The sequence below is a fragment of the Micromonospora sp. 050-3 genome, from assembly GCF_046549335.1.
Lineage (GTDB): Bacteria > Actinomycetota > Actinomycetes > Mycobacteriales > Micromonosporaceae > Micromonospora > Micromonospora trifolii.
Map to the genome: position 1 here is coordinate 446,605 of NZ_JAJPVX010000001.1, position 21,231 is coordinate 467,835.

General features: G+C 72.3%; 20 protein-coding genes. 11 read left to right on the forward strand and 9 right to left on the reverse strand.

What is annotated here, in order from left to right:
- Positions 1-77: 77 nt before the first annotated feature.
- Positions 78-1,484: a flavin-containing monooxygenase gene (locus ACLJOK_RS02135; RefSeq protein ID WP_410815787.1), complete on the forward strand. Its 1,407-nt coding sequence runs from the start codon at positions 78-80 to the stop codon at positions 1,482-1,484.
- A 23-nt stretch (positions 1,485-1,507) separates the two neighbouring features.
- A complete protein-coding gene (locus tag ACLJOK_RS02140) occupies positions 1,508-2,302 on the forward strand; it encodes an alpha/beta hydrolase (protein ID WP_410819213.1) in 795 nt (264 codons plus the stop codon).
- A gap of 19 nt (positions 2,303-2,321) precedes the next feature.
- On the opposite strand, the gene ACLJOK_RS02145 is transcribed toward ACLJOK_RS02140, so the two are convergent.
- The gene (locus ACLJOK_RS02145) at positions 2,322-3,818 is read right to left on the reverse strand and encodes a trehalose-6-phosphate synthase (RefSeq protein ID WP_410819215.1); all 1,497 of its coding nucleotides are present in this window, start codon (positions 3,816-3,818) and stop codon (positions 2,322-2,324) included.
- A 160-nt stretch (positions 3,819-3,978) separates the two neighbouring features.
- Entirely contained in the window at positions 3,979-4,830 is an 852-nt protein-coding gene (locus ACLJOK_RS02150; protein ID WP_410815789.1) for a DUF308 domain-containing protein, read from the reverse strand.
- A 554-nt stretch (positions 4,831-5,384) separates the two neighbouring features.
- On the opposite strand from ACLJOK_RS02150, the gene ACLJOK_RS02155 reads away from it, so the two are divergent.
- Positions 5,385-6,077 (forward strand): lysophospholipid acyltransferase family protein, encoded by a 693-nt coding sequence (locus tag ACLJOK_RS02155; RefSeq protein ID WP_238680101.1) that lies wholly within the window; start codon positions 5,385-5,387, stop codon positions 6,075-6,077.
- 52 nt (positions 6,078-6,129) lie between these two features.
- On the opposite strand, the gene ACLJOK_RS02160 is transcribed toward ACLJOK_RS02155, so the two are convergent.
- Complete coding sequence (locus ACLJOK_RS02160) at positions 6,130-9,618, reverse strand: AAA family ATPase (protein WP_410819216.1); 3,489 nt, start codon at positions 9,616-9,618, stop codon at positions 6,130-6,132.
- 132 nt (positions 9,619-9,750) lie between these two features.
- Here ACLJOK_RS02160 and ACLJOK_RS02165 point away from each other — a divergent pair, with 132 nt between their 5' ends.
- A complete protein-coding gene (locus ACLJOK_RS02165; protein ID WP_196918950.1) occupies positions 9,751-10,008 on the forward strand; it encodes a hypothetical protein in 258 nt (85 codons plus the stop codon).
- Positions 10,009-10,064: 56 nt separating this feature from the next.
- Here ACLJOK_RS02165 and ACLJOK_RS02170 read toward each other — a convergent pair whose 3' ends face one another.
- Entirely contained in the window at positions 10,065-11,285 is a 1,221-nt protein-coding gene (locus tag ACLJOK_RS02170) for an MFS transporter (protein WP_410815790.1), read from the reverse strand.
- Positions 11,286-11,496: 211 nt separating this feature from the next.
- Here ACLJOK_RS02170 and ACLJOK_RS02175 point away from each other — a divergent pair, with 211 nt between their 5' ends.
- Complete coding sequence (locus ACLJOK_RS02175; protein ID WP_410815791.1) at positions 11,497-11,646, forward strand: hypothetical protein; 150 nt, start codon at positions 11,497-11,499, stop codon at positions 11,644-11,646.
- A gap of 148 nt (positions 11,647-11,794) precedes the next feature.
- Here ACLJOK_RS02175 and ACLJOK_RS02180 read toward each other — a convergent pair whose 3' ends face one another.
- On the reverse strand, positions 11,795-12,487 hold the full coding sequence (locus tag ACLJOK_RS02180; RefSeq protein ID WP_091407574.1) for a Crp/Fnr family transcriptional regulator: 693 nt from the start codon (positions 12,485-12,487) through the stop codon (positions 11,795-11,797).
- 269 nt (positions 12,488-12,756) lie between these two features.
- On the opposite strand from ACLJOK_RS02180, the gene ACLJOK_RS02185 reads away from it, so the two are divergent.
- The 5 genes from ACLJOK_RS02185 (at position 12,757) to ACLJOK_RS02205 (ending at position 16,315) form a co-directional block, all read left to right on the forward strand.
- Positions 12,757-13,254, forward strand: a complete 498-nt coding sequence (locus tag ACLJOK_RS02185; protein WP_238680272.1) for a polyadenylate-specific 3'-exoribonuclease AS — start codon at positions 12,757-12,759, stop codon at positions 13,252-13,254.
- Between the two features lie 78 nt (positions 13,255-13,332).
- A complete protein-coding gene (locus tag ACLJOK_RS02190) occupies positions 13,333-13,836 on the forward strand; it encodes a pyridoxamine 5'-phosphate oxidase family protein (protein WP_410815792.1) in 504 nt (167 codons plus the stop codon).
- 162 nt (positions 13,837-13,998) lie between these two features.
- Complete coding sequence (locus tag ACLJOK_RS02195; RefSeq protein WP_088949424.1) at positions 13,999-15,027, forward strand: 6-phosphofructokinase; 1,029 nt, start codon at positions 13,999-14,001, stop codon at positions 15,025-15,027.
- A gap of 72 nt (positions 15,028-15,099) precedes the next feature.
- Positions 15,100-15,918: a pyrroline-5-carboxylate reductase gene (gene proC / locus ACLJOK_RS02200; RefSeq protein ID WP_410815794.1), complete on the forward strand. Its 819-nt coding sequence runs from the start codon at positions 15,100-15,102 to the stop codon at positions 15,916-15,918.
- A gap of 46 nt (positions 15,919-15,964) precedes the next feature.
- Entirely contained in the window at positions 15,965-16,315 is a 351-nt protein-coding gene (locus ACLJOK_RS02205) for a DUF2203 domain-containing protein (RefSeq protein ID WP_036412622.1), read from the forward strand.
- 1 nt (position 16,316) lies between these two features.
- Here the strand turns inward: ACLJOK_RS02205 and ACLJOK_RS02210 are convergent, their stop codons facing one another.
- Positions 16,317-16,994, reverse strand: coding sequence for a class F sortase (locus ACLJOK_RS02210; protein ID WP_410815796.1), 678 nt, complete (start codon positions 16,992-16,994; stop codon positions 16,317-16,319).
- Positions 16,991-17,860 carry a DUF4397 domain-containing protein gene (locus ACLJOK_RS02215; RefSeq protein ID WP_410815797.1) on the reverse strand — a complete coding sequence of 290 codons (870 nt, stop codon included), beginning with the start codon at positions 17,858-17,860 and terminating at the stop codon, positions 16,991-16,993. Before ACLJOK_RS02215 ends, ACLJOK_RS02210 begins: the two co-directional genes overlap by 4 nt.
- A 206-nt stretch (positions 17,861-18,066) precedes the next feature.
- Here ACLJOK_RS02215 and ACLJOK_RS02220 point away from each other — a divergent pair, with 206 nt between their 5' ends.
- Entirely contained in the window at positions 18,067-19,668 is a 1,602-nt protein-coding gene (locus tag ACLJOK_RS02220; RefSeq protein WP_410815798.1) for a glycosyltransferase 87 family protein, read from the forward strand.
- Between the two features lie 32 nt (positions 19,669-19,700).
- On the opposite strand, the gene ACLJOK_RS02225 is transcribed toward ACLJOK_RS02220, so the two are convergent.
- Together ACLJOK_RS02225 and ACLJOK_RS02230 are read right to left on the reverse strand one after the other, a co-directional pair.
- Positions 19,701-20,375 carry an NADPH-dependent F420 reductase gene (locus ACLJOK_RS02225; RefSeq protein WP_410815799.1) on the reverse strand — a complete coding sequence of 225 codons (675 nt, stop codon included), beginning with the start codon at positions 20,373-20,375 and terminating at the stop codon, positions 19,701-19,703.
- Positions 20,376-20,655: 280 nt separating this feature from the next.
- Positions 20,656-21,147 carry a glutathione peroxidase gene (locus ACLJOK_RS02230; protein WP_410815800.1) on the reverse strand — a complete coding sequence of 164 codons (492 nt, stop codon included), beginning with the start codon at positions 21,145-21,147 and terminating at the stop codon, positions 20,656-20,658.
- Between the last annotated feature and the right edge of the window lie 84 nt (positions 21,148-21,231).

Consider the following 21,231-nt stretch of genomic DNA (forward strand, 5'->3'; position numbering starts at 1 on the left):
ACTGGACATCCGGCTCGGTTGTGGAGAGGATTTCGCGGCGACCGGCACGCCTGCCGTACCAAAAGGAGATGTCCCCGGTGTCCACCTCCACCGACCACGGCCGGCCCGACCCGGAGGCGACCTCGCCCGCGTCGAACAGCGACGGCCGCCCGGTCTCCGACCGGGGCGACACGGTCTGCGTCATCGGGGCCGGGGCCAGCGGCCTGACGGCCATCAAGAACCTGCGCGAACACGGGTTCGGCGTGGACTGCTACGAGCGGGAGACGGGCGTCGGCGGCGCCTGGAACTGGCGGCACGACCGCAGCCCGGTGTACGCCAGCACCCACCTGATCTCGTCGAAGCCGTTCACCCAGTTCCCCGACTTCCCGATGCCGGACTCCTGGCCGGACTACCCGCACCACGGTCAGCTGCTGTCCTACTTCGAGCGGTACGCCGACCACTTCGACCTGCGCTCGCACATCTGGTTCGGCACCGAGGTGATCCGGGTCGAGCCCGTCGAGGGCGATCGGTGGGACGTGACCACCCGCTCCACCGGCGGTTACGGCCCCGAACGCACCGCCCGGTACGCCGCAGTGGTGATCGCCAACGGCCACAACTGGTCGCCGAAGCTGCCCCGCTACGAGGGCCTCGAACAGTTCCGCGGCGAAATCATGCACGCCTCGTCCTACAAGGACCCGGCGCAGCTGCGCGGCAAGCGGGTGCTGGTCGTCGGCGCCGGCAACACCGGCTGCGACATCGCCGTCGAGGCCGCCCAGCAGGCGTCGCGCTGCTGGCACTCCACCCGCCGCGGCTACTGGTACGCGCCGAAGTACGTGCTCGGTCGCCCCGCCGACCAGGTCAACGACAGCCTGTTGGCGCTGCGGGTGCCGCTGCGGGTGCGGCAGTGGCTCTACCACTGGACGCTGCGGCTGACCGTCGGCGACCTGACCCGCTTCGGCCTGCCCAAGCCCGACCACCGGGTGTACGAGACGCACCCGATCGCGAACAGTCAGCTCGTCTACTACGTGGGTCACGGCGGGATCGGCCCGGTGCCGGACGTCGCACGGTTCCACCCGTACGCCGTGGAGTTGGCCGACGGTCGCGAGATCGACCCCGAGGTGGTCGTCTTCGCCACCGGTTACCTGCCGCGCTTCGAGTTCCTCGACGCGTCGGTGTTCGGTGACAGCGCGGGAGCGGGCCGGCCCACGCTGTGGCTCAACGCGTTCACCCCGGGGCACCCGACCCTGGCCGTCGCGGGCCTGCTGCAACCGGACTCCGGGCTGTTCACCCTGTCGCACTGGCAGACGGTGCTCTTCGCCCGGCTGCTACAGGCTCGCCGGGACCGGCCGGAACGGGCCACGGCGTTCGCGCAGCGGGTGCGGGACCGGGCCGGGGAGCGGTACTCCGGGCCGGTCAAGGACAGTAGCCGGCACTGGTTCGAGGTCGGGCACGCCGACTATCTGCGCGCGATCCAACGCGCCCTGAGCGAGCTGGAGGGCAAGTGAGCGCGAGTAGTGACCTGCGGATCATGCGGGGTCGGGAGTGGTCCCGGCCGGTCCGGCCGGCCCGGCGGGAGGTGCTCAGCGCGGTCCCCGAGCTGGAGGAGGGGCGTCCGCCTCTGCTCTTCGTACCCGGGTTCGGGCACGGCGCGTGGGCGTTCGCCGAGCACTGGTTGGGTCACGCGGCGTCGCGGGGGTTCCCGGCGTACGCGGTGAGCCTGCGCGGGCACGGTGGCAGCGAGCCGGCGCCGGAGGCGACGCTGCGGGCGTACGCCCACGATGTGGTCCAGGTGGCCGCGAGCCTGCCTCGGCAGGCGGTGCTGGTGGGGCATGGCGCCGGCGCTCTGGTCGTGGCGCACGCGTTGGCCCGCTACCCGGCGCGGGGCGCGGTGCTGGTGGCGCCGGTCTTCGGCGGCTGGGGAGTGCTGGGCGCGGCGTTGCGCCGCAACCCGGCGGGCACGTTGCCGGCGGTGTTCGGCGGGCCGTTGCGGCTCAACCGGGGGCAGTTGTTCAGCCGTGAGTTGCCCGACGAGGAGGCCCGGCGGTACGTCGGACGCCTCGGTCGGGCGGGTCGGCGGGCGCAGTGGGCGCTGCTGGGTGAGCCGGAGGCCGAGCCGGCCGTGGGCGCGCCTCCGGTGTTGGTGCTGGGCAGCCCGGACGACCGGGTGGTGCCGGCGTCGACGTTGACCCGGGTGGCCCGCCGGTACGGGTCGGCCCCGCTGCTGTTCCCCGGGATGGGCCACGACCTGATGCTGGACGCGCGGTGGGCGGAGCCGATCGACGCGATCCTGGACTGGCTGGAGAAGGAGCCGGCGGCGCACTGAGCAGCCGGGCCGTCGGCGGTCAGCCGCCGGGCTGGTGGACGGCCGGGCTGCCGGTCGGGGTGGCCGGCCGGGGCACCCGAGCGGTGCCGTCGGAGCCGGCGTCGGTGCTGGTCAGGCGACTGACCAGGGCGCCGCCCTCGTCCAGGGCGTGCAGGTAGGAGCGGGCCCAGGCCCGGATGTCGTGCTGGTGCAGGTGGGCGCGCATGGCCCGCATCCGCTGGGTGGTGTCGGCCGGGTCGGCCCGCAGCGCCGCGCGCAGGCCCTGCTTGAGCCCTTCCAGGTCGTGCGGGTTGACCAGGTACGCCTGGGACAGTTCGGCGGCGGTGCCGGCGAACTCGCTGAGCAGCAGTGCGCCAGTGTCGTCGACCCGCGCGGCCACGTACTCCTTGGCGACCAGGTTCATTCCGTCGCGCAACGGGGTCACCGCCATCACGTCGGCGACCCGGTAGAGCGCGGCCAGTTCGGCCCGGTCGAAGGGCTGGGTGAGGTAGTGGATCGCCGGCTCGCCGACCCGGCCGAACTCGCCGTTGATCCGGCCGACCTCGCGCTCGATACGCTCGCGCAGGATCTGGTACTGGCCGACGCGTTCCCGGCTCGGCATGGCGACCTGCACCAGCACCGTGTCGCGGACCTTGACGTCGCCGCTGGCGAGCAACTCGCTGTACGCCTTGAGGCGCTGCTCGATGCCCTTGGTGTAGTCCATCCGGTCCACGCTGAGGACGACCTGCCGGGGATCGCCGAGGTCCTGGCGGAGCCGGTGGGCCCGGGCGGCCACGTCCGGGCGGTCGGCGAGCGCTGCCATCTCGGCGGTGTCGATGGAGACCGGGAACGCGCCGATGCGGACGACCCGGTCGTCGATGCCGATCCGCCGGTCGGTGGCCGGCAGCTCCAGCACCCGGGTCACCAGCTGGGCGAAGTTGTGCGCCGCCTGCACCCGCTGGAAGCCGACCAGGTCGGCGCCGAGCATGCCACGCAGCAGTTCGGCCCGACGGGGCAGTTGCATGAACAGCTCCGGCGGCGGGAACGGCACGTGCAGGAAGAACCCGATGCGCAGGTCCGGCCGGAGCGCGCGCAGCAGACCGGGGACCAGTTGCAGGTGGTAATCCTGCACCCAGACCACCCCGCCCGGCTCGGCCACCTCCGCGGTCGCCGCTGCGAAGCGCTGGTTGACCCGCTGGTACGCCTCCCACCAGCGGCGGTGGTGCTGCGGCTGCTCCACGGAGTCGTGGTAGAGCGGCCAGAGGGTCGCGTTCGCGAACCCCTCGTAGTGATCGCGCAGGTCTTCCGGGCTGAGCGCCACGGTGTGCATCCGCACGCCGTCCACGTCCGGCAGGGCGGGGGCCGCCCCGGTGCCACCGGCCCAGCCGACCCAGGTCGCCGGGGTGTGCCGCAGGAGCGGGTGCAGCGCGCTGACCAACCCACCCGGGCTGCGCCGCCACTCGCAGGCCCCGTCGGGGGCCTGGTTGTCGTCGATGGGGAGGCGGTTGGCGACCACCACGAGAGAACTCTGTCGCATCTCGGGCATTCCGATCAGCAGAGGGCTGACCGCCGCGAGCAAGGAAAAACCGGTCAGTCAGCGGGGGAAGTGACGTACAGCGGTATTCCTACTGACAGTAAGTTACACCACTGTTACGCCCCCGGCGGGGCCGCTGCCGTCCCGGGATGCGGGCCCGACCTCAGACGACGGCGCCGTTGTCCGGGTCGTCCTCGTCCTCGTCGCCGGGGCGCAACCGCCAGATCAGCGTGACGAAACCGGCCAGGATGCCGGTGAACCCGAACAGGGTGACCGCCGAGCGGTCGATCGGAAGCAGCCACGGGAAGAGGAACAGCACGAACCCGACGACCACCCCGAGCACGCCGATCACCGCGTACTTGCTGACCCGCGGCAGCGGCGGCGGGGGCGGCGGGTGGTAACCCTCGTCGTCCTCGTCGTCGGGCAGGTCGGCGCCGAAGGTGTCCAACCCGTCGAGCAGCGACGGCTCGTCCGGTCGGGTGCCGCGCCCCACGGAGATCCCGGAGATGTCCGTCGCGGACGGTAGCCGGCGAACGTCGGTGGCGGTCGGACCGGGTTCGTCGGTGCCGGAGCGGGTCAGCGGCCCGGAGGTCGGTTCGTCCCGAGTCTCCCGTTCGTCCACGTCCTCCGAGGCCGGCCACGGGTGGTCACCGGGAGTGGAGGTGGTGTGGAAGCCCGCCACGATCCGCGCCCACTCGGCGTCGATGTCCGGTTCGTCGCGGGCCGGCGGCTGCTCCGGAGCGGTCTCGTCGGCGAGCTGGGTCAGATAGTCCCGTGCGGTGGTCAGGTGCGAGCGGTCGACGTAGAGCCGGTCGACCGGCCGGGCCGGCACGGTGGTGGTGCGGGTGACCGGGTTGAGGTCGGCGGAGGGCTGGAGGTAGGCGGCGATCCCACCGGCGGCCAGCACGTCGAGCAGGTGCTCACCGACGCGCGGATCGACGTCGCCGACGACGGCGTACTCGTTCGCGTCGAGCCCGTTGTCCCGCCGTCCCCGGCGGGCCCCACCCGCTGACACCCGGACATCCCCCTTAACGCGCCTTTCGGCGCGGCCACCGCTGCCCTTCGGCGCCCGTGCGCACGCCGTGCTCTGAATCGTGACACGTCAGGGCATGGTTCCGGGAGTGCGTTGTGTCGCGTCTTCCAAAGTCACGGCTGCTTCCGCAGGTCGCGGCGGGGCTTCTTTGTCCGTTCTTGCGCGACAAGTGCGATCTCGGTGATCGTTGGCAGCTGGGCGACGTGACACGCCGAGCGAGCCTGGTTCGTTGCGTTCGGTGCGACGTTCACCGTCGGCGCGCTCGTCCTGGTCCCGGTGTCCGTCTTCGCCGACCAGCGGGTCAAGGACCCGGCATTCGACATCGGCGAATGGGTGATCCTCTTCCCGTTCTGGATGGCAGCAGTGCACGCCCGACCACCTGCTCGCGGCCCCGCTGACCGGGGCCAATGCCCTCTGGTGGTGAGCGTGGGCCTGGGTCTATGCGTCGGCTCCGTTGTGGTGAGAGCGCTCGCTTCGTAGGCTCGGCGGCGACGACGGCTGGCGCTGTCGCGGGCACACCACGGGAAAGGACGCCGGTGCTCTACTGGCTGCTGAAGTACGTCATCCTCGGTCCGCTGCTCAAGCTGATCTTCCGCCCGCAGGTGGAGGGCCTGCGCAACGTGCCAGCGACCGGCCCGGTGATCCTGGCGAGCAACCACCTCTCGTTCTCCGACTCGATCTTCACGCCGTTGATCACCGCCCGGAAGGTCACCTTCGTCGCCAAGGCCGAGTACTTCACCGGCAAGGGGATCAAGGGCTGGCTGACCAAGATGTTCTTCGTCGGCACCGGCACGATTCCGGTGGACCGTTCCGGCGGCCGGGCCGCGCGCGCCGCCCTGGACACCCAGTTGCAGGTGCTGCGCGCCGGGGGAGTGGCCGGCATCTACCCCGAGGGCACCCGCTCCCCGGACGGGCGGCTCTACCGGGGCAAGACCGGGGTGGCCCGGCTCGCCCTGGAGAGCGGCGCGGTCGTGGTGCCGGTGGCGATGCTCAACGCCGACGAGATCCAGCCGCCGGGCAAACTCATTCCCAAGATCGATCGGGTGAAGATCCGGTTCGGGGCGCCGCTGGACTTTTCCCGCTACGCCGGGCTGGCGGGCGACCGGTTCGTCGAGCGCGCGGTCACCGACGAGATCATGTACGAGTTGATGGAGCTCTCCGGTCGGGAGTACGTCGACGTCTACGCCCAGAAGCTCAAGGAGCCCGTCCCGGCGCCGCTGGCCGCCTGAGCCACCGCCCTGCCGGCCCCGCCCTGCCGGCCCTGCCGGGTCCGCTCGGCGGTCAGGGCAGGTGGAGCAGGGCGGGGGCGTGGTGACGGGTGGCGAAGTCGTGCAGGCGGGCGCGGGTCGCCACGGCGGCGGGTGGGTCGGTCTCGGCCAGCGGACCGATGGCCAGCGCCAGCGTGATGACCTCGTCGGTCACGTCGGTCATCCGGGCGTAGCTCGCCGCCGCCGAGCGCAGCAGGTTCGCCGCGGTCGAGGCGTCCCCGGCGTGCCGGGCCAGCGTGGCGTCGGCGACCTGACCGGCGGCGTCAGCCCACGGCGTCATCCGGGGCGCCCGGTCGAGCAGCTGCCGGACGAGCCGGGCCGCGTCCGCGCCGAGCACCCCGGCGACGTGCCCGACGGCCGGCACCCACTCCGCGAACGGAATCATCCGGGTCCGTTGCCAGTCCTCGTCCAGCTCGGTGAGCAGCGCCATCGCCTCGTCGCGGCGGCCCTGCACCGCCCGGCAGAGGGCGGCGTGCGCCAGGGTGGAACGCAGCACCCGGTGGAAACCGGTGCGCCGCGCCGCGACCAGCGCCTGCTCGACCAGATCCCCACCCGGTCCGTCCGGCCCCGCGGTTTCGTCGGGCCCGACCAGCTCGGCTCCGGCCAGCCCGCGCATCCAACCCGAGACCGCCACGATGTGCAGATCCCACTCCGCGGTCGGCCGCCGGGTCGACTCGGCCGCCATCGCCAGCGCCGCCGTCCAGTCACCCGCGTAGTACGACCGCGCCCACTCGTCGGCGAAGCTGGTGGCCAGGCTGTGCTCGCCGCCCAGGTCGAGGGTGAGCTGCTCGTCGACCAACCGGGCCGAGCCGGCCAGGTCGCCCTCCTCCTGCAACGCCCAGGCCAGGTTCTGCACCGCCCGGCGTCGACTGGTCAGCCGCTCCACCCGGCAGTGCTCGGTCACCTCCGCCAGCTCCGGGAACGCCGAGGCGGAGCCGGCCAGGTAGCGCGCCACGGCCAGGGTGATCCGCGCGTTGGCCTGGACCTCGCGCAGCTGGAGCCGCTCGGCGAGGGACGCTGCCGCCCGCGCGGCGGTGCACGCCGGCTCGGTCTCCGCGTTGAGCATGTGCACCCGGGCCAGCTCCAGCAGGGCGCCCGCCTTCTCCTGACTGTCCGGTAGGTCGCCGTAGATGCCGATCGCCTGGTCCAGGCAGTGCAGGGTCGCCGACCGGTCGGCCCGACTCCAGGCGGCGGTGGCGAGCAGCGTCCAGGCCCGCGCCGCCCCCGTCCGGTCGCCGCTCGTGGTGAGCCGCTCGGCCAGCCGGGTGAGGGTGTCAGTGCCCCCCGCCACCAGGAAGGCGTCCCCGTCCCGATAGAACGCCAGCTCGGCGTCGAACAGCTCCAGCGCCGGGTCCGGCCCGACGTCCAGGGCCAGCGCCCGCCCGACCAGCGCGGCGGCGGTGTCCAGCGCGTGCAGCTCGTACGCACGGCGGGCCGCCCGGTGCAGCGCGGCCCGCGCCGACGGGGCGTAGGGGGCGGTGTCCAGCCCGACCGTCCGGGCGATCTCGTGCGCCGCCCAGCGATGGTTGGCCAGCACCTCGGCCAGGTCGTACTGCCGGCCGTCGGTGAGCTGCGCCATCCAGTCGGCGGTGCGTTGGTGGCGCAGCACCCGCTCGGCCCTGGGCAGCCGCTGGTAGCAGACGTCGCGCACCAGGATGTGCCGGAACCGGTACTCGGACTGGCCGGGCATCGTCGACGTGCTCTGCTCGTACACCAGGTCGCGACGTTGCAGGCGGTCCAGCGCGCGCTCGACCCACTCCACTGGCCGTCCCAACGCCATGGCCACCGGCGCGGCCCAGAACACCACGCCCACCACGGCGGCGGCCTGGAGTACGGCCCGGTCCGCCGGGTCCAGCAGGTCGAGCCGGTTGGCGATGACCGCCTGCACGGTGCGGGGCATCTCCGCGCCACCGTCGAGGTCGGGGCGGGCGGCCGAACCGACCGCGTCGAGCAGGCCGCCGTCCAGCAGCATCCGGGCGTACTCCTGGGCGTAGAGCGGGTTGCCGTCGGCGAACTCGATCAGCGGGGTACGTGAGCTGGACGGCAGCGTCGCCTGCCCGAGGAGCAGCGAGTAGAGCGCGTCGATGTCGGTGTCGTGCATCGGCGGCACCGAGATGGACATCGCGCCACTGATCGTGCCGGTCCAGGCCGGGTGCCGTTCCCGCAGCTCCGGCCGGGCGGTCGCGACGACAAGCAGCGGTACGCCGCGCGCTGACGCGCCCAACTGCTCGACGAAGGCGAGCATCGCCTGGTCGGCCCAGTGCATGTCCTCGAAGACCAGCACTGTCGGGCCGGTGGTCGCCAGGGCGATCAGGAACCGCCGCCAGGCGGCCTCGGTCTCACCGGGGGTGAGTCGTTCGCCGGGTACGCCGATCAGCGGCCCGAGCGCCTCGGCCAGCCGGGTCGCGTGCGGATCGGCGAGCTGCCCCAGCCGGGCCCGCAGCCGTTCGCGCAGCGCGGCCGGGCCGTCGACCTCCGGCACGCCCACCCAGGTCTTCACGATGTCCGACAGGGCTGCCCAGGTGACGTTCTCGCCGAACGGCGGGCACTGCCCGACGAGCCAGGTGATCGGCGGGCCGGGCAGGCTGCCGGCGTGCCGGGCCAGTTCGCGCAGCAGCCGGCTCTTGCCCACACCGGCCGGGCCGAACACCGTCACCAGCTGGGAGGTCCGCTCGGTCACCATCCGGTGCAGCGCGTTGACCAGCAGACCGCGCTCGTGTTCCCGGTCCACCATCGGGGTCAGCTCGGCGCCGCGCGGGTCCCGGTGTGGTCGCACCTGGACGGCCAGCCAGATCCGGCTCACCGCGGAACGGCCGCGCAGGGTGACCGGTGGTTGGTCGGCGTACTCCATCTCGTGTCGGGTGGCCGACCAGGTGCTCTCGTCGACGACGACACCGCCCGGCGGGGCGAACCCCTGGAGGCGGGAGGCCGTGTTGACCACGTCTCCGGTCACGAAGGCCTGCCCACCGTCGCGGGTGGCGGAAAGGTCGACCAGGGCCTCGCCGGTCGCGATGCCGACCCGGAAGCCCAGCGGCGGCTGCGGACCGGCGGGCTGGCGGGCCAGGTTCCGTTGCAGCTCCAGGCCGGCGCGGACGCACCGCAACGCGTCGTTGTCGGTGGCCACCGGTGCGCCGAACAGCGCCATCGCCGCATCGCCGATGTACTTCTCGACCACCCCGCCGTACTGGTGCACGATCCGGCGCACAGTGGCGAAGTAGGTCTGTTGCAGACTGCGGGCCTGCTCCGGGTCGGCCTGCTCCGCGTAGCTGGTGAAGTCCACGATGTCGACGAAGAGCACGCTGACCTGACGCCGGTCCTCCTGCACCGTGACGACGTGGTCCCGCAGCGGTTGGCCGCAGCTGGTGCAGAAGTTGACCTCGGTGCTGTTGGCGTGCCCGCAGTGCGCACAGTTGACCCCGAGCGGCTGGCCACACCCGCCGCAGAAGCGGTCGTCCGGCCCGGCCGCGCGTGCGCAGTGTCCACACTTGAGGTCGATGTTCAGCTCCGTGGGCGAAAGAGGTCAGTATCGCGGCCGGTCGGCCCAGTCGGGTACCCGACGTGCGGACGGGCAACGGCGTCGATCGGTCGGGGTTAGTGTTCCGTACCAGGAAGTTTCATGTCAGGGAGAGTGCCCGTGCAGGTACGACTGTCCGCCTCGTGGACCGATCCGGGTGGCACGCAGTGGGCGCCGGGCGACACGATCGACGTCGATGCGGTCACTCTCGCCGAACTTGAGGAGCAGGGCATGGTGGAAGAGCCTGAGGGTCAGTCGGGCGGGTCGGGGGAGACCACGACCACCTCGTCGAGCACGTCCACGGCTGGTAAGCCGACCGATCCGAAGAAGATCGGTCCGGGGCCGGGTGCGCCGCCGGCCGACGGCAAGGAGAACTGATCGTCCGGGTGCGGTCGGCGGGCCAACGGTCCGTCGGCCGCACCCGTCGTGCAGCCTCACCCGTTGGCCGCCGCGAACCTGCCCGGTGTCGGCAGCCGTAGCCCGAGGGCCCGGGTGAGCAGGGGAGCGATCAGCCCCAGGGTGGCCAGCACACCCAACCCCGAGATGACCAGCACCCATCGTGGCCCGACCACCGCCAGCAGCGGTGCGCCGACGGCGTAGGCCAGTGCCTCCGCCGCGTACGGGAACATGTAGACGGTGCCGAACACCACGCCGAGCCGTTCGGCCGGCACGTTCTGCTGGATGAGGGTGTCGGCGGCGACGTTGTGCCAGCCCGCGCCGACACCGGCGACCGCCTGACCGGCTATGGCGAGCGCGATCACCGGGCTGAGGCCGGTGGCCAGCGTTCCGGCGCCGAGCGCGAGCAGCGCGCCGTAGAGGACCAGGTCCATCCGGATGCGTACGCCGGTTCTCGCCAGGCACATCGGACCGAGCACCATGCCGACGCCGTAGGCGGTGCCCAGCAGACCGATCGTGACCTCGGTGGCACCCAGTTCGGCGCGTCCGAGGGGGACGATGGCGAGGTTGTCCAGCGCGGCGAACATCACCATCACCAGGAACCCGACCGAGACCGCCCGGACGACGCTGTGCCCTCGGACCACCCGCAGCCCTTCGCGCAGCACCGTGTGCAGTGGCTCGGACCGGCGGGTCGCGCCGGTCGTCGAGAGTGTCCGGACTCCGCCGATCAGCAACGCGGAGAGGACGAACGTCGCCGCGTCCACGAGCAGCGTGGCGGTCAGCCCGAGAGTCGCCAGCAGGAGGCCGCCGGCGGCTGGCCCGGCAGCGAGCCCGATGTTGACACCGGTCGCGAGTTGCGCGTTCGCCGCCGGCAGTTGTTCGCGTTCGACCAGGCGGGGGAGGAGGCTGCGCCCGGCGGGAGTGAACGCGGTGGCGGCCGTGGTAGCCGCGGTGATCAGCGCCAGCAGGACGGGCAGGGGCGGCGCGAGCAGCGCGACGGCGAGGTACGTCAACGCCTGGGCGGTGTCGCAACCGATCATCAGCCGGCGCTGGTCGAACCGGTCGGCCAGGGCGCCGAGCAACGGTCCGAGCAGCCGGGGCACCGTCGACGCCAGCAGCAGCAGGGCGACCGCGCCGCCACCGTGCCGGTCGTAGACGGCGATCAGCAGCGCCGTCCGGGCCAGCTGGTCACCGGTGTACGACACCAGGCGCGCCGACCAGTACCGACGAAATGCGACATTGCCGCGGAGTAATGACATGACCGGTGGCTCCTCACTGCTGCGGGTATGTCGGCACGGGCCCTGGAACAGGGGCGGGCGCGGCAACCTTGTCAGCGCGGTGTGGGGGCCAACAACCGCTCTTCAGCCAGTGATTCATGTCGATTTGTCCTATTTCGTCCCACGGTTTTGCGCCGTAGCGTCCTCGGCAAGACAGGCACGACAGGCACCACACATCGACCAGGAGGACGGCATGGCAACCACGACGACGACCACCACGACCGCGAGCGGCTGGGCCGGACCGGGTATCTGGGTCGGACCGGGCTTCTGGGCGGGCCCTGGCTTCTGGGCGGGCCCCGGCTACCAGTCGGCCGCGACCCGTTGGCCGGGCGCGACCCGCTGAGCCCGATCCGCTGAACCGCGAGAACGGTGACGCCGGCTGCCACTGGCAGCCGGCGCAGCCGTGCGTACGGATGGGGGAGCGGGCGGCGACGAGTGGCGCCTGTCCAGATCGGATGTTCGGCCGGCGACGAACCGGGCGGGCCGGTCGGTCAGCGGTCGGCCATGCCGGCGCGGCGGCGCAGCGCGGCCACGTCGGTCACCACGATCCGGCGGCCCTCGGTACGCAGCCAGCCTCGGCTGGCGAACGAGCCGATCGCCTGGTTGACGCTCTGCCGGGAACCACCGGCCATCTCGGCCAGTTGGCTCTGGTTGAGCTCGATCGTGATCATCGGGGCCTGGCTCTCGCCGGCCAACCGGACCAGCGTCTTCGCCACCCGACCGGGCAGGTCGAGGAAGACGTGGTCGGCGTTCTGCTCGGTGAGTCGGCGGATCAGCCCGCCCAGTGAGCGCATCACCGCGTCCAGGATGCGTGGGTTGGAGTGCACCAACTCCATGAACGCGCCCCGCGAGAGAGCGAGCGCCGCGCAGTCCTCGATGGCCTCGGCCGAGGCGGACCGGGTGGACGCGTCGAGCAGGGAAACCTCACCGAGCACGTCCGGTGGACGGATAACCGACAACACGGCCCGCTCGCCGGTGGGTGCGGTGCGAAAGACCGCCACTGCGCCGCGGCGCAGCACGATCAGCGACTCACCGGGGTCGTTCTCCACGAAGAGCAGTTGGCCCTTGCGGTAGGTGCGCGGAACGGCGGCGGCGATGACGCGCTGCCGCACCTCGGGCTCCAGCCCGGCGAACATCTCAACACCCGTGAGCGCGTCACCCGGCTCTGGCAGGCGAACCTCCACGGCCCAACCCCTCCCCCGGTCATGGACCACAACTCGCTCACCGGGCGAACCTGATGGGCCCCGACAAGGTGAACTGACACCGATTCGGCGTCCGGTAGCGGTACACATCAGATCATGACGGTCCGGTCGCTTGCTGTACACCCCTCGAAGCACTTCCGTGACCGTCACGAGCTGCGACGTGCCGTTCACGAGGTGTCGCCGTGGCTCGGTCGACCTCGGGGCGGCCCCCGCCTGGCGCGGCCGTGCGGCGGTGGGCGAGGATGCCCGGAATGGTCTACCGCTACTTCTACGACTGCGAGTTCATCGAGGACGGCACGACCGTCGACCTCGTCTCGATCGGTGTCGTCGACGAGTACGGCCGCGAGTTCTACGCGGTCTCCACCGAGTTCGACGACTCCCGCGCCGTGCCCTGGGTCCGACGCAACGTGCTGGACAAGCTGCCCTCCCCGGCGGACCGGGCCTGGCGCTCGCGGGAGCGCATCCGCGACGACCTGTTCGACTTCCTGGTCGAGCCGATCCGGGACCGGCCGGGGGAGCAGCTGGAGCTGTGGGCCTGGTTCGCCGCGTACGACCACGTGGTGCTCGCCCAGCTCTGGGGTGCGATGCCGGCGCTGCCCCGGGAGATTCCCCGCTACACCAAGGAGCTGCGGCAGCTCTGGGACGACCGGGGCCGGCCGCCCCTGCCGGACGCGGACGCGGCCCGGCACGACGCGCTGGTCGATGCCCGGCACAATCTGGCCCGCTGGCGGGCGATGACCGCCCGTTGAGCGGTGGCCGCGCCGCCGTAGGTTTGACCGGTTCTGTCCCGGGCAACGGTTCGACCAGCCGAGCCGAGGGAGATTGCCATGAGCGACCAGCCGAGCAGCGCCGCGGAGGCACGCGCCCGGGTCACCGGCCTGGCCCGGGCCGCGCGAATCTGCATGCTCACCACTACTGCTCTGGACGGGCGGCAGGTGAGTCGACCGATGGGGCTCCAGGAGGCCGAGTTCGACGGCGAGTTGTGGTTCTTCGCCTACGCCGACTCGGCCAAGGTCCGCCAGATCCGGGTGAACCCGGAGGTCAACGTCGCCTTCTCCGACCAGAAGCACAACGCGTGGGTGTCGATCTCCGGCACCGCCACCGAGGGGTTCGACCGGGCGCGGGCCGAGCGGCTGTGGAACCCACTCCTCAAGGCGTGGTTCCCCGACGGGCTGGACACCACCGGTCTCACGCTGATCAAGGTGCACACCAGCTCCGCCGAGTACTGGGACTCGCCGAACAGCACAGTGGTGAACCTGCTCGGCTACGCGAAGGCCGCGGTCACCGGCCGGCCACCGAAGGCCGGCGAGAACCACGAGGTGACCTATTGACCGGGGGCTGCTGCCCGGGGCGCGCTGTCGTCGTACTGGCGGGCCGACTACAGTTCGCAGTGACGGCCCGCCCCGGGCCGGCAACGGCGCCGATGGTCTGACCTGACACATACCCTGGGGCATATCGGGCTTTACCTGATGCTCCAGGAGGATGAGCGGATCATGCGTATCGGCGTGCTCACCGGCGGCGGCGACTGCCCCGGTCTCAACGCGGTCATCCGGGCGGTGGTCCGCAAGGGCGTCGCCACTTACGGTCACGAGTTCGTGGGCTTCCGGGACGGCTGGAAGGGCCCGCTGGAGGGTCTGTCCCGCCCCCTGGATATCGCCGACGTTCGCGGCATCCTGCCCCGCGGCGGCACCATCCTCGGTTCGTCCCGGACCAACCCGTTCAAGATCGAGAACGGCGTCGAGCGGATCAAGGACAACCTCGCCGCCCAGGGCGTGGACGCGCTGATCGCGATCGGCGGCGAGGACACCCTCGGCGTGGCCACCAAGCTCTACGAGCTGGGCGTGCACGTCGTCGGCGTGCCGAAGACGATCGACAACGACCTCGGCGCCACCGACTACACCTTCGGCTTCGACACCGCTGTCAACATCGCGATGGAGGCCATCGACCGGCTGCACACCACAGCGGAGAGCCACCACCGCACCCTGGTCGTCGAGGTGATGGGCCGGCACGCCGGCTGGATCGCCCTGCACGCCGGCCTGGCCGGCGGCGCCAACGTGATCCTGCTGCCCGAGCGCCAGTTCGACGTCGAGCAGGTGGCCGGCTACGTCGAGAAGCGCTTCCAGCACCAGTACGCCCCGATCGTCGTGGTCGCCGAGGGCGCCCAGCCGCTCGACGGCCAAATGGTCCTCGCCAACCAGGAGCTCGACTCGTTCGGCCACGTCCGCCTCGGCGGCATCGGCCAGTGGCTCGCCGAGCAGCTGGAGGCCAAGACCGGCAAGGAGGCCCGCACCGTGGTGCTGGGCCACATCCAGCGCGGTGGCACCCCGACCGCCTTCGACCGGGTGCTCGCCACCCGCCTCGGCCTGCAGGCCATCGACGCCGTCAACGACGGCGACTGGGGCAAGATGGTCGCGATGCAGAGCACCGACATCGTCCGGGTGCCCCTCGCCGAGGCCACCCGCGAGCTGAAGACCGTGCCGCTGGAGCGGTACGCCGAGGCCGAGGTCTTCTTCGGCAGCTGATCGATCGTCGGCGGCGCGGCGGGCCTACGGGTCCGCCGCGCCGCGACCCAATGCGAGGGGGTACGGGCCGACATGTCCGCCGCAGTGCACACGGTCGCGGTGATCGGCGCGGGCAAGATCGGTGAGCTGATGCTCTCCGGGTTGCTGCGCTCGGGATGGCCGGTGGACCGGCTGCTGGCCACCGCCCGCCGGCCCGCTCGCGCCGAGGAGCTGACCGCCCGTTACGGCGTACGGGTGGTCGACAACCTGACGGCTGTGGACGAGGCGGCGGTGCTCGCGGTCTCGGTGAAGCCGCAGGACGCCGCCGCGCTCCTCGACGAGATAGGCCCCAAGGTTCCGGCCGACAAGCTCGTCATCTCGCTCTGCGCCGGTCTGCCCACCAGCTTCTTCAGCCGCCGGTTGCCCGACGGCACCCCTGTGGTGCGGGTGATGACCAACACCCCGGCGCTGGTCGACGAGGCGATGACCGCGATCTCCGCCGGCGCGCACGCCACCGGGGCGCACCTGACGTTGGCCGAGGAGATGTTCAAGCCGCTCGGCCAGACGATCCGGGTGCCCGAGTCGCAGCAGGACGCGGTCACCGCGCTCTCCGGCTCCGGCCCGGCCTACTTCTACCTGCTGGTCGAGGCCATGATCGACGCGGGGATCCTGCTCGGGCTGCCCCGCCAGGTGGCGCACGAGCTGATCGTGCAGACCGCGATCGGGTCGGCCGTGATGCTGCGCGACTCCGGCGAGCACCCGGTCAAGCTGCGCGAGGCGGTCACCTCACCGGCCGGCACCACCATCTCCGCGATTCGTGAGCTGGAGAAGCACGGCGTACGCGCGGCGCTGCTCGCCGCGTTGGAGGCCGCCCGGGATCGGGCCCGCGAGCTGGCGGCACAGGCCGACTGAACGGTCGGGGCGCGTCGCGGGGCCGTGCGTGCCGCATACTGGCCCGGTGTTCACACTTGCCCAGGCCCGGCACCTGGTGGCCACCCTGCAACCGCGCGTCGACGAGTTGATCCGGGTCCGGGCCGACCTGGCCGAGTTGCGCGCCGACCTGGCCGACCACGGCGTGAGCGCCCTCGGCGGGCTGGCCGAGGTCAAGGCGCTGGAGGCTCGGCTGCACGCCGTCGTCGACGAGCTGCACCAGCACGACATCCAGGTCAAGGGCATCGCCCCGGTGCTGCTCGACTTCCCCGGCGAGCGGGCCGGCCGCGCCGTGCTCTGGTGCTGGCTGGAGGGCGACTCCGACGTGCGCTGGTACCACCGGGCCGAGTGCGGCTTCGCCGGCCGCCGCCCCCTCTGACTCAGCCCGCCGCGGACGTCGGCAGGACCGGGTCGGGGGCCTCGGTCACCGCGAACACCACCACGTTGTCGACGTAGTGGCCCCGCCGCCTGTCGAAGTCGCCCCCGCAGGTGACCAGGCGCAGCTCCGCCCCGGGCGTCGGACCGTAGACCACCGCCGTCGGAAACTGGTCCTTGCGGGTACGCAGCGACCCGGTCACCCGGAACGGCAACCGCTGGCCGCCGCGCCACACCTCCACGAGGTCGCCGGGCCGTAGCTCGCCGAGCCGGGCGAAGACCGCAGGGCCGCGTCGTGAGTCCAGATGCCCGGCGAGTACGGCCGGGCCGGTGTCGCCCGGGGCCGGGCCGCCGCCGTACCAGCCGGCGGTGTGGAAGTCGGTCGGCGGAATCAGCGCGCCGGCGCGGTCCAGACCCAGCACGGTGAGCGGTGAGTCGACGTCGATACGCGGTACGCGTACCCGCGTGGGTGGACCGTGTGGCGTGGGCGCGGCGGCCACTGACGGGCAGTCGTCGTCGCAGCCGGGGTGCCAGGTCGCCACCGGCGGTGGCGGGCCGGTGGTGGCCAGCCCGACCCCGGTGCCGACGGCCAGGCAGACCGCCGCGCCGGCCGCGACCAGCGCGACCAGCGGTACCCGGCGGTCACGGTGCCGCCGGATCGACGGGTCCGGCCCGGCGCTCACCAGGTGGTGCGCCGCCGCCGACGCCAGAGCAGCAGGGCCACCGCGCCGACCGCCGCGGCCAGACCGCCGGCCACCAGGGGGTACGCGTCGAGCCCGGCCCCGGCGGTGCCACCGGCGCCGGTGTCCACCCCGCCGGCCGGGACGACGATGCCGCCCTCGGCGTCGCGGCGCAGCTCGGCGGTGAGCCCGCCCTGTTTCGCGTCGAGCACCAGCAGCGAGTAGACCGCGCCGCCGGTGAGCCGCACCTCGGCGTCGGCGCTCGGCCCGCCGGCACCCGTCAGCTTCAGCCGCCAACTGCCCGGCTCAACCTGCTGGTAGTCGGTGGTGGTGGCGAACTGCACCCCGTCGGCGATCATCGGGCCGTCGGCGGCGGCCACGTCGAGCACCGGGGTCCGCACCGACGCCTGCACGACCCGCACCTTGGCGCGGCCGTCGGTGGGGGCGCTGAGATCGTCGTTGAGGACCCGCAGGCCGAGGTCGGCGTGCCGGCCGACACCGGCCACAGTGAACGCGTCGCCGCTGGTCACCGCGACCTCGGTGGTCAGCACCGGGGGGTCGCTGGCGGGGGCGCCGGCCTCGCGCATGGCCACCGCGTACCGGCCCGGCGCGAGTTCGAGGTAGTCGGAGACCACGCCGTAACCGACACCGGGAAAGACCTGCGGCTTCGCCGCGCCCGGCGCGGCCAGGTAGACGTCCACCGCCGGGGTGTCCGGGGAGAGGTGCGCGAGCCGGACGTATCCGACGGTGTCCGCGCCGGTCGCGGCGTTGGCCGGAATCGGAATGGCGGCGGTGGCGAGGGCGGTGCCGAGCAGGAGCGCGCCGGAGCCGGCCAGCAGCCGGCGGGGCACGGTACGGAGCGTGTGCATGTCGCCTCCGGGGGCACGTTCGGTGAGCGGGCGGCAACCCAGAGAACAGGGTCCCGTGAACAGGACTGTGGCGCAAGTTGCCACAGCGATGTTTTTGTAGTCGCTGTGCCGCGCTCGCCTCGCGCGGTCCGACCTGACCCGGCCGAAGCCCCGTGTCTGCCGTTACGGGGCCGTCGCGGGCCGCAGTGGTCGCCTATTCTCGGGCGATGCGGGATCGCCGGGTGGCGCTGGCGTGGGCGGCCTTCGTCGTCGTCGCGCTGGTGTCCTGTGTGCTCGTTCTGCGCCGCTCGGACCGCCTCCCCGACCTGCACATCTACTACGGCGCGCTGTCCGATCTGCGCGTCGGCAGGCCGCTGTACGGGTATGTGGCGGAGAACGGCGGGCCGTTCACCTATCCGCCGTTCGCCGCTCTCGTGCTGTGGCCGATCACCGCCGTCAGCGAGGGCGTACTCCAGGGGATCTGGCTGGTGGCGACGTGCGCGGCGGTCGTCGCCATCGCTGGGTCGGTCGGCGTCGCGCTGACCACCCGACGTGCGCGGCGCCCGCTCGTCGTGGCGCTGGTGGCCACAGTGCTGATGCTCTCCGCGCCGGTGCAGAGCAATCTACGCTTCGGGCAGGTCAGCATCTTCATCGTGCTGATGGCCCTGCTCGACGGGCTGGGCGTCGTCCCACCCCGACTGCGCGGGACGTTGGTCGGGGTGGCAGCGGCGATCAAGCTCACCCCGCTGCTGTTCGTGGTCTACTTCCTCGCCGTCGGGCGCTACCGCGACGCCGGCCGGTCGGCGGCCACGTTCGTGGCCTGCGCAGGGCTCGCCGCGATCGTGCTGCCCCGGGAGAGCTGGTCCTACTGGACCGAGACCATGCGACAGACCTCCCGCATCGGCAATCTGGCCTCGTTGGGCAACCAGTCCCTGCACGGAATGTTGCTGCGCGTCGGCGTCGACGAGACGGCGCTGCCTCTGCTCTGGGCCGGCATGGTGGCGGTGGTCTGCGCGGCGGCGCTGCTCCGGGCCCGACAGTTGACGCGGCAGGGCCTTCCCGGGCACGCCGCAGTGCTCGTCGGCTGCGCCACAGTGGCCGCGTCCCCGGTGTCCTGGACCCACCACCAGGTGTGGCCGGTGCTCGCCGCGATGCTCCTGATCGGCGCGTCCGGCGTCACCCAGCGGGCCGCCGGAGCGGCGCTGCTCGCCGCCATGGTCGTCTCGTTGGGCGCGGTGCTCAGCCCGATCTCGACACGGCCGGGGGTGCAGTTCCTCTTCGAGAACGCCCGCGCCGTCGGGGTGTGCCTCCTGTGCCTCGTCGGCTTCGGCGGTGTCGCCGTCGCCGCCCAGCGCACGAGCAGACGACCGGCCACCGGCCGTGCCTGGCTGCGGGTGGGCGTCACGGCCACTGTGGCGGTCGCGTTCTTCGCCGTGCAGCCGCTGCCGGCCGGGGCCGACCCCACCTTCAAGGCGTACCGCCTCGACGACGTGGTCAACCCGCGATACTTCTTCGTCTGCCGTGGTCCGGCCGAATGCGCTGCCTACGCCACCGACGTGCCGGTCACCTTCGGCGCCCGCGCCGAGAAGACCAAGGTCCGGGTCAACGGCGTGGTCTCCCCGCAGGTGACCCGCCTGGAGTACTACTCCGCCCCGGGTGGCGCACCCAGGGCCATTCCGCTGCTCGCCGCCTACCCGGGCACGCGTACCTTCTCGTTCCGGTCGGCGACGATGGCGCACGGCCGGCTCGTCGCGTACGCCTCGGACGGGCAGCAGATCGCCAGCTACGAGGACGAACTCGCCGCCGCCCTCCGCACGACCACCCGGTAGGCGATCGCGGGGAGGGCCGCGGCGGGCCTTGCTCAGCGGGTGGCGGCGGCCAGGGCGGTGCGCAGCTTCGCGGCGTCGCCCGGGGCGGGGTGCTCCCAGTCGGTCGGGCTGGCGGAGTAGAGCGTGCCGTACGCCGGGGTGTCCGGCTGGTAGCGCCACCCCTCGGCCAGCGGGCCGACGTCCACCGCGTCGTAGCCGATCCGGTCCAGGAAGGCGGTCACCTCGGCCTTCGCGGCGACGTCGTCACCGGCGATCGCGATGGCGCTGCGGTCGGCCGCGCCGGACGGCCTGGGGAGCGCGGCCAGGCCCTTGAAGTAGATGTTGTTGAAGACCTTGACCACCCGCGAGTCCGGCAGGTGCCGCTGGAGCAGCTCGCTGCTGGTGGTCTCGCCCGAGTCCAGTTCGGGAAAGGTGCCGTCGCGCTGCGGGTAGTAGTTGTTGGTGTCGATGACGACCTTGCCGGCCAGCGGTTCCACGGGCACCGCGCGGTACGCCTTCAGCGGCACACTGACCACCACCAGGTCGCCGACCTGCGCCGCGTCCTGCGTGGTGCCGGCGCTGGCGTGCGCGCCCAGGGTCTCGACCAGGTCGGTGAGGGTCTCCGGGCCCCGCGAGTTGCTCAGCACCACGTCGTAGCCGGCGTCGACCGCCAGTCGGGCCAGGGTGCCACCGATGTTGCCACTGCCGATCAGTCCCACAGTTGTCATGCTCGTTCCCAACCTCGTTCACCCACGACGCATTCCCGACCAAACTGGTGGGTTATTTCGATTGCCCGCCGCCGGGTAGCTGCGCAGGCTGCTCGCGACCTTCGCCGTCGCGGCGGGTGCCTGGTCGCGCCGCGAGCCCGCCCTGCACAACGTACTGCTCACCCTGGTCGCCGACCGGCTCTCCGGCGACGTGCCACTCTCCGGTGACGAGCGGTTCGGGAGGCCACTACATCCGTGTTCGAGCGAGATCAAGGCGGCGCCGTGGAGCGCCCCGGGGGCGTCAGGAGGTGGGGAGGGCCTTCTCGACGGCTACGCGCAGGTCGTCGGAGTCGGGCTCGACAGTGGGGGCGAAGCGGGCGGTGACCGAGCCGTCCGGGGCCACCAGGAACTTCTCGAAGTTCCAGCGCACGTCTCCGGTGTGCCCGTCGGCGTCCGGGGTGCCCACGAGCGCGGCGTAGAGCGGGTGCCGGTCGGGGCCGTTGACGTCGACCTTCTCGGTCAGCGGGAAGGTGACCCCGTAGTTGACCTGGCAGAAGTCGCTGATCTCGGCGGCGCTGCCCGGCTCCTGCCCGGCGAACTGGTTGCACGGCACCCCGAGCACCACCAGGCCTCGGTCGGCGTAGGAGTCGGCGAGCGTCTGGAGGCCGGCGTACTGCGGGGTGAGGCCGCAGCGCGAGGCCACGTTGACGACCAGCAACGCCTTGCCGCGGTAGCGGGCCAGGTCGGCGGGGCCGCCGTTGAGGGCGTCGATCGGGATGTCGAAGACGGTCATGGGCCGAGGCTACGCGTCGACCGGGCGTCCACCCGGGGTGGGCGCAGCGTATGCACTCCGTGCACCAGGAGAAATCGAAACATT

Coding starts and splice junctions, on each gene's coding strand:
- ACLJOK_RS02140 (WP_410819213.1), top strand. CDS start 1,508: ATGCGGGGTCGGGAGTGGTCCCGGCCGGTCCGGCCGGCCCGGCGGGAG.
- ACLJOK_RS02145 (WP_410819215.1), bottom strand. CDS start 3,818: ATGCGACAGAGTTCTCTCGTGGTGGTCGCCAACCGCCTCCCCATCGAC.
- ACLJOK_RS02170 (WP_410815790.1), bottom strand. CDS start 11,285: ATGTCATTACTCCGCGGCAATGTCGCATTTCGTCGGTACTGGTCGGCG.
- ACLJOK_RS02175 (WP_410815791.1), top strand. CDS start 11,497: ATGGCAACCACGACGACGACCACCACGACCGCGAGCGGCTGGGCCGGA.
- ACLJOK_RS02185 (WP_238680272.1), top strand. CDS start 12,757: ATGGTCTACCGCTACTTCTACGACTGCGAGTTCATCGAGGACGGCACG.
- ACLJOK_RS02190 (WP_410815792.1), top strand. CDS start 13,333: ATGAGCGACCAGCCGAGCAGCGCCGCGGAGGCACGCGCCCGGGTCACC.
- ACLJOK_RS02195 (WP_088949424.1), top strand. CDS start 13,999: ATGCGTATCGGCGTGCTCACCGGCGGCGGCGACTGCCCCGGTCTCAAC.
- proC (WP_410815794.1), top strand. CDS start 15,100: ATGTCCGCCGCAGTGCACACGGTCGCGGTGATCGGCGCGGGCAAGATC.
- ACLJOK_RS02215 (WP_410815797.1), bottom strand. CDS start 17,860: ATGCACACGCTCCGTACCGTGCCCCGCCGGCTGCTGGCCGGCTCCGGC.
- ACLJOK_RS02220 (WP_410815798.1), top strand. CDS start 18,067: ATGCGGGATCGCCGGGTGGCGCTGGCGTGGGCGGCCTTCGTCGTCGTC.
- ACLJOK_RS02225 (WP_410815799.1), bottom strand. CDS start 20,375: ATGACAACTGTGGGACTGATCGGCAGTGGCAACATCGGTGGCACCCTG.
- ACLJOK_RS02230 (WP_410815800.1), bottom strand. CDS start 21,147: ATGACCGTCTTCGACATCCCGATCGACGCCCTCAACGGCGGCCCCGCC.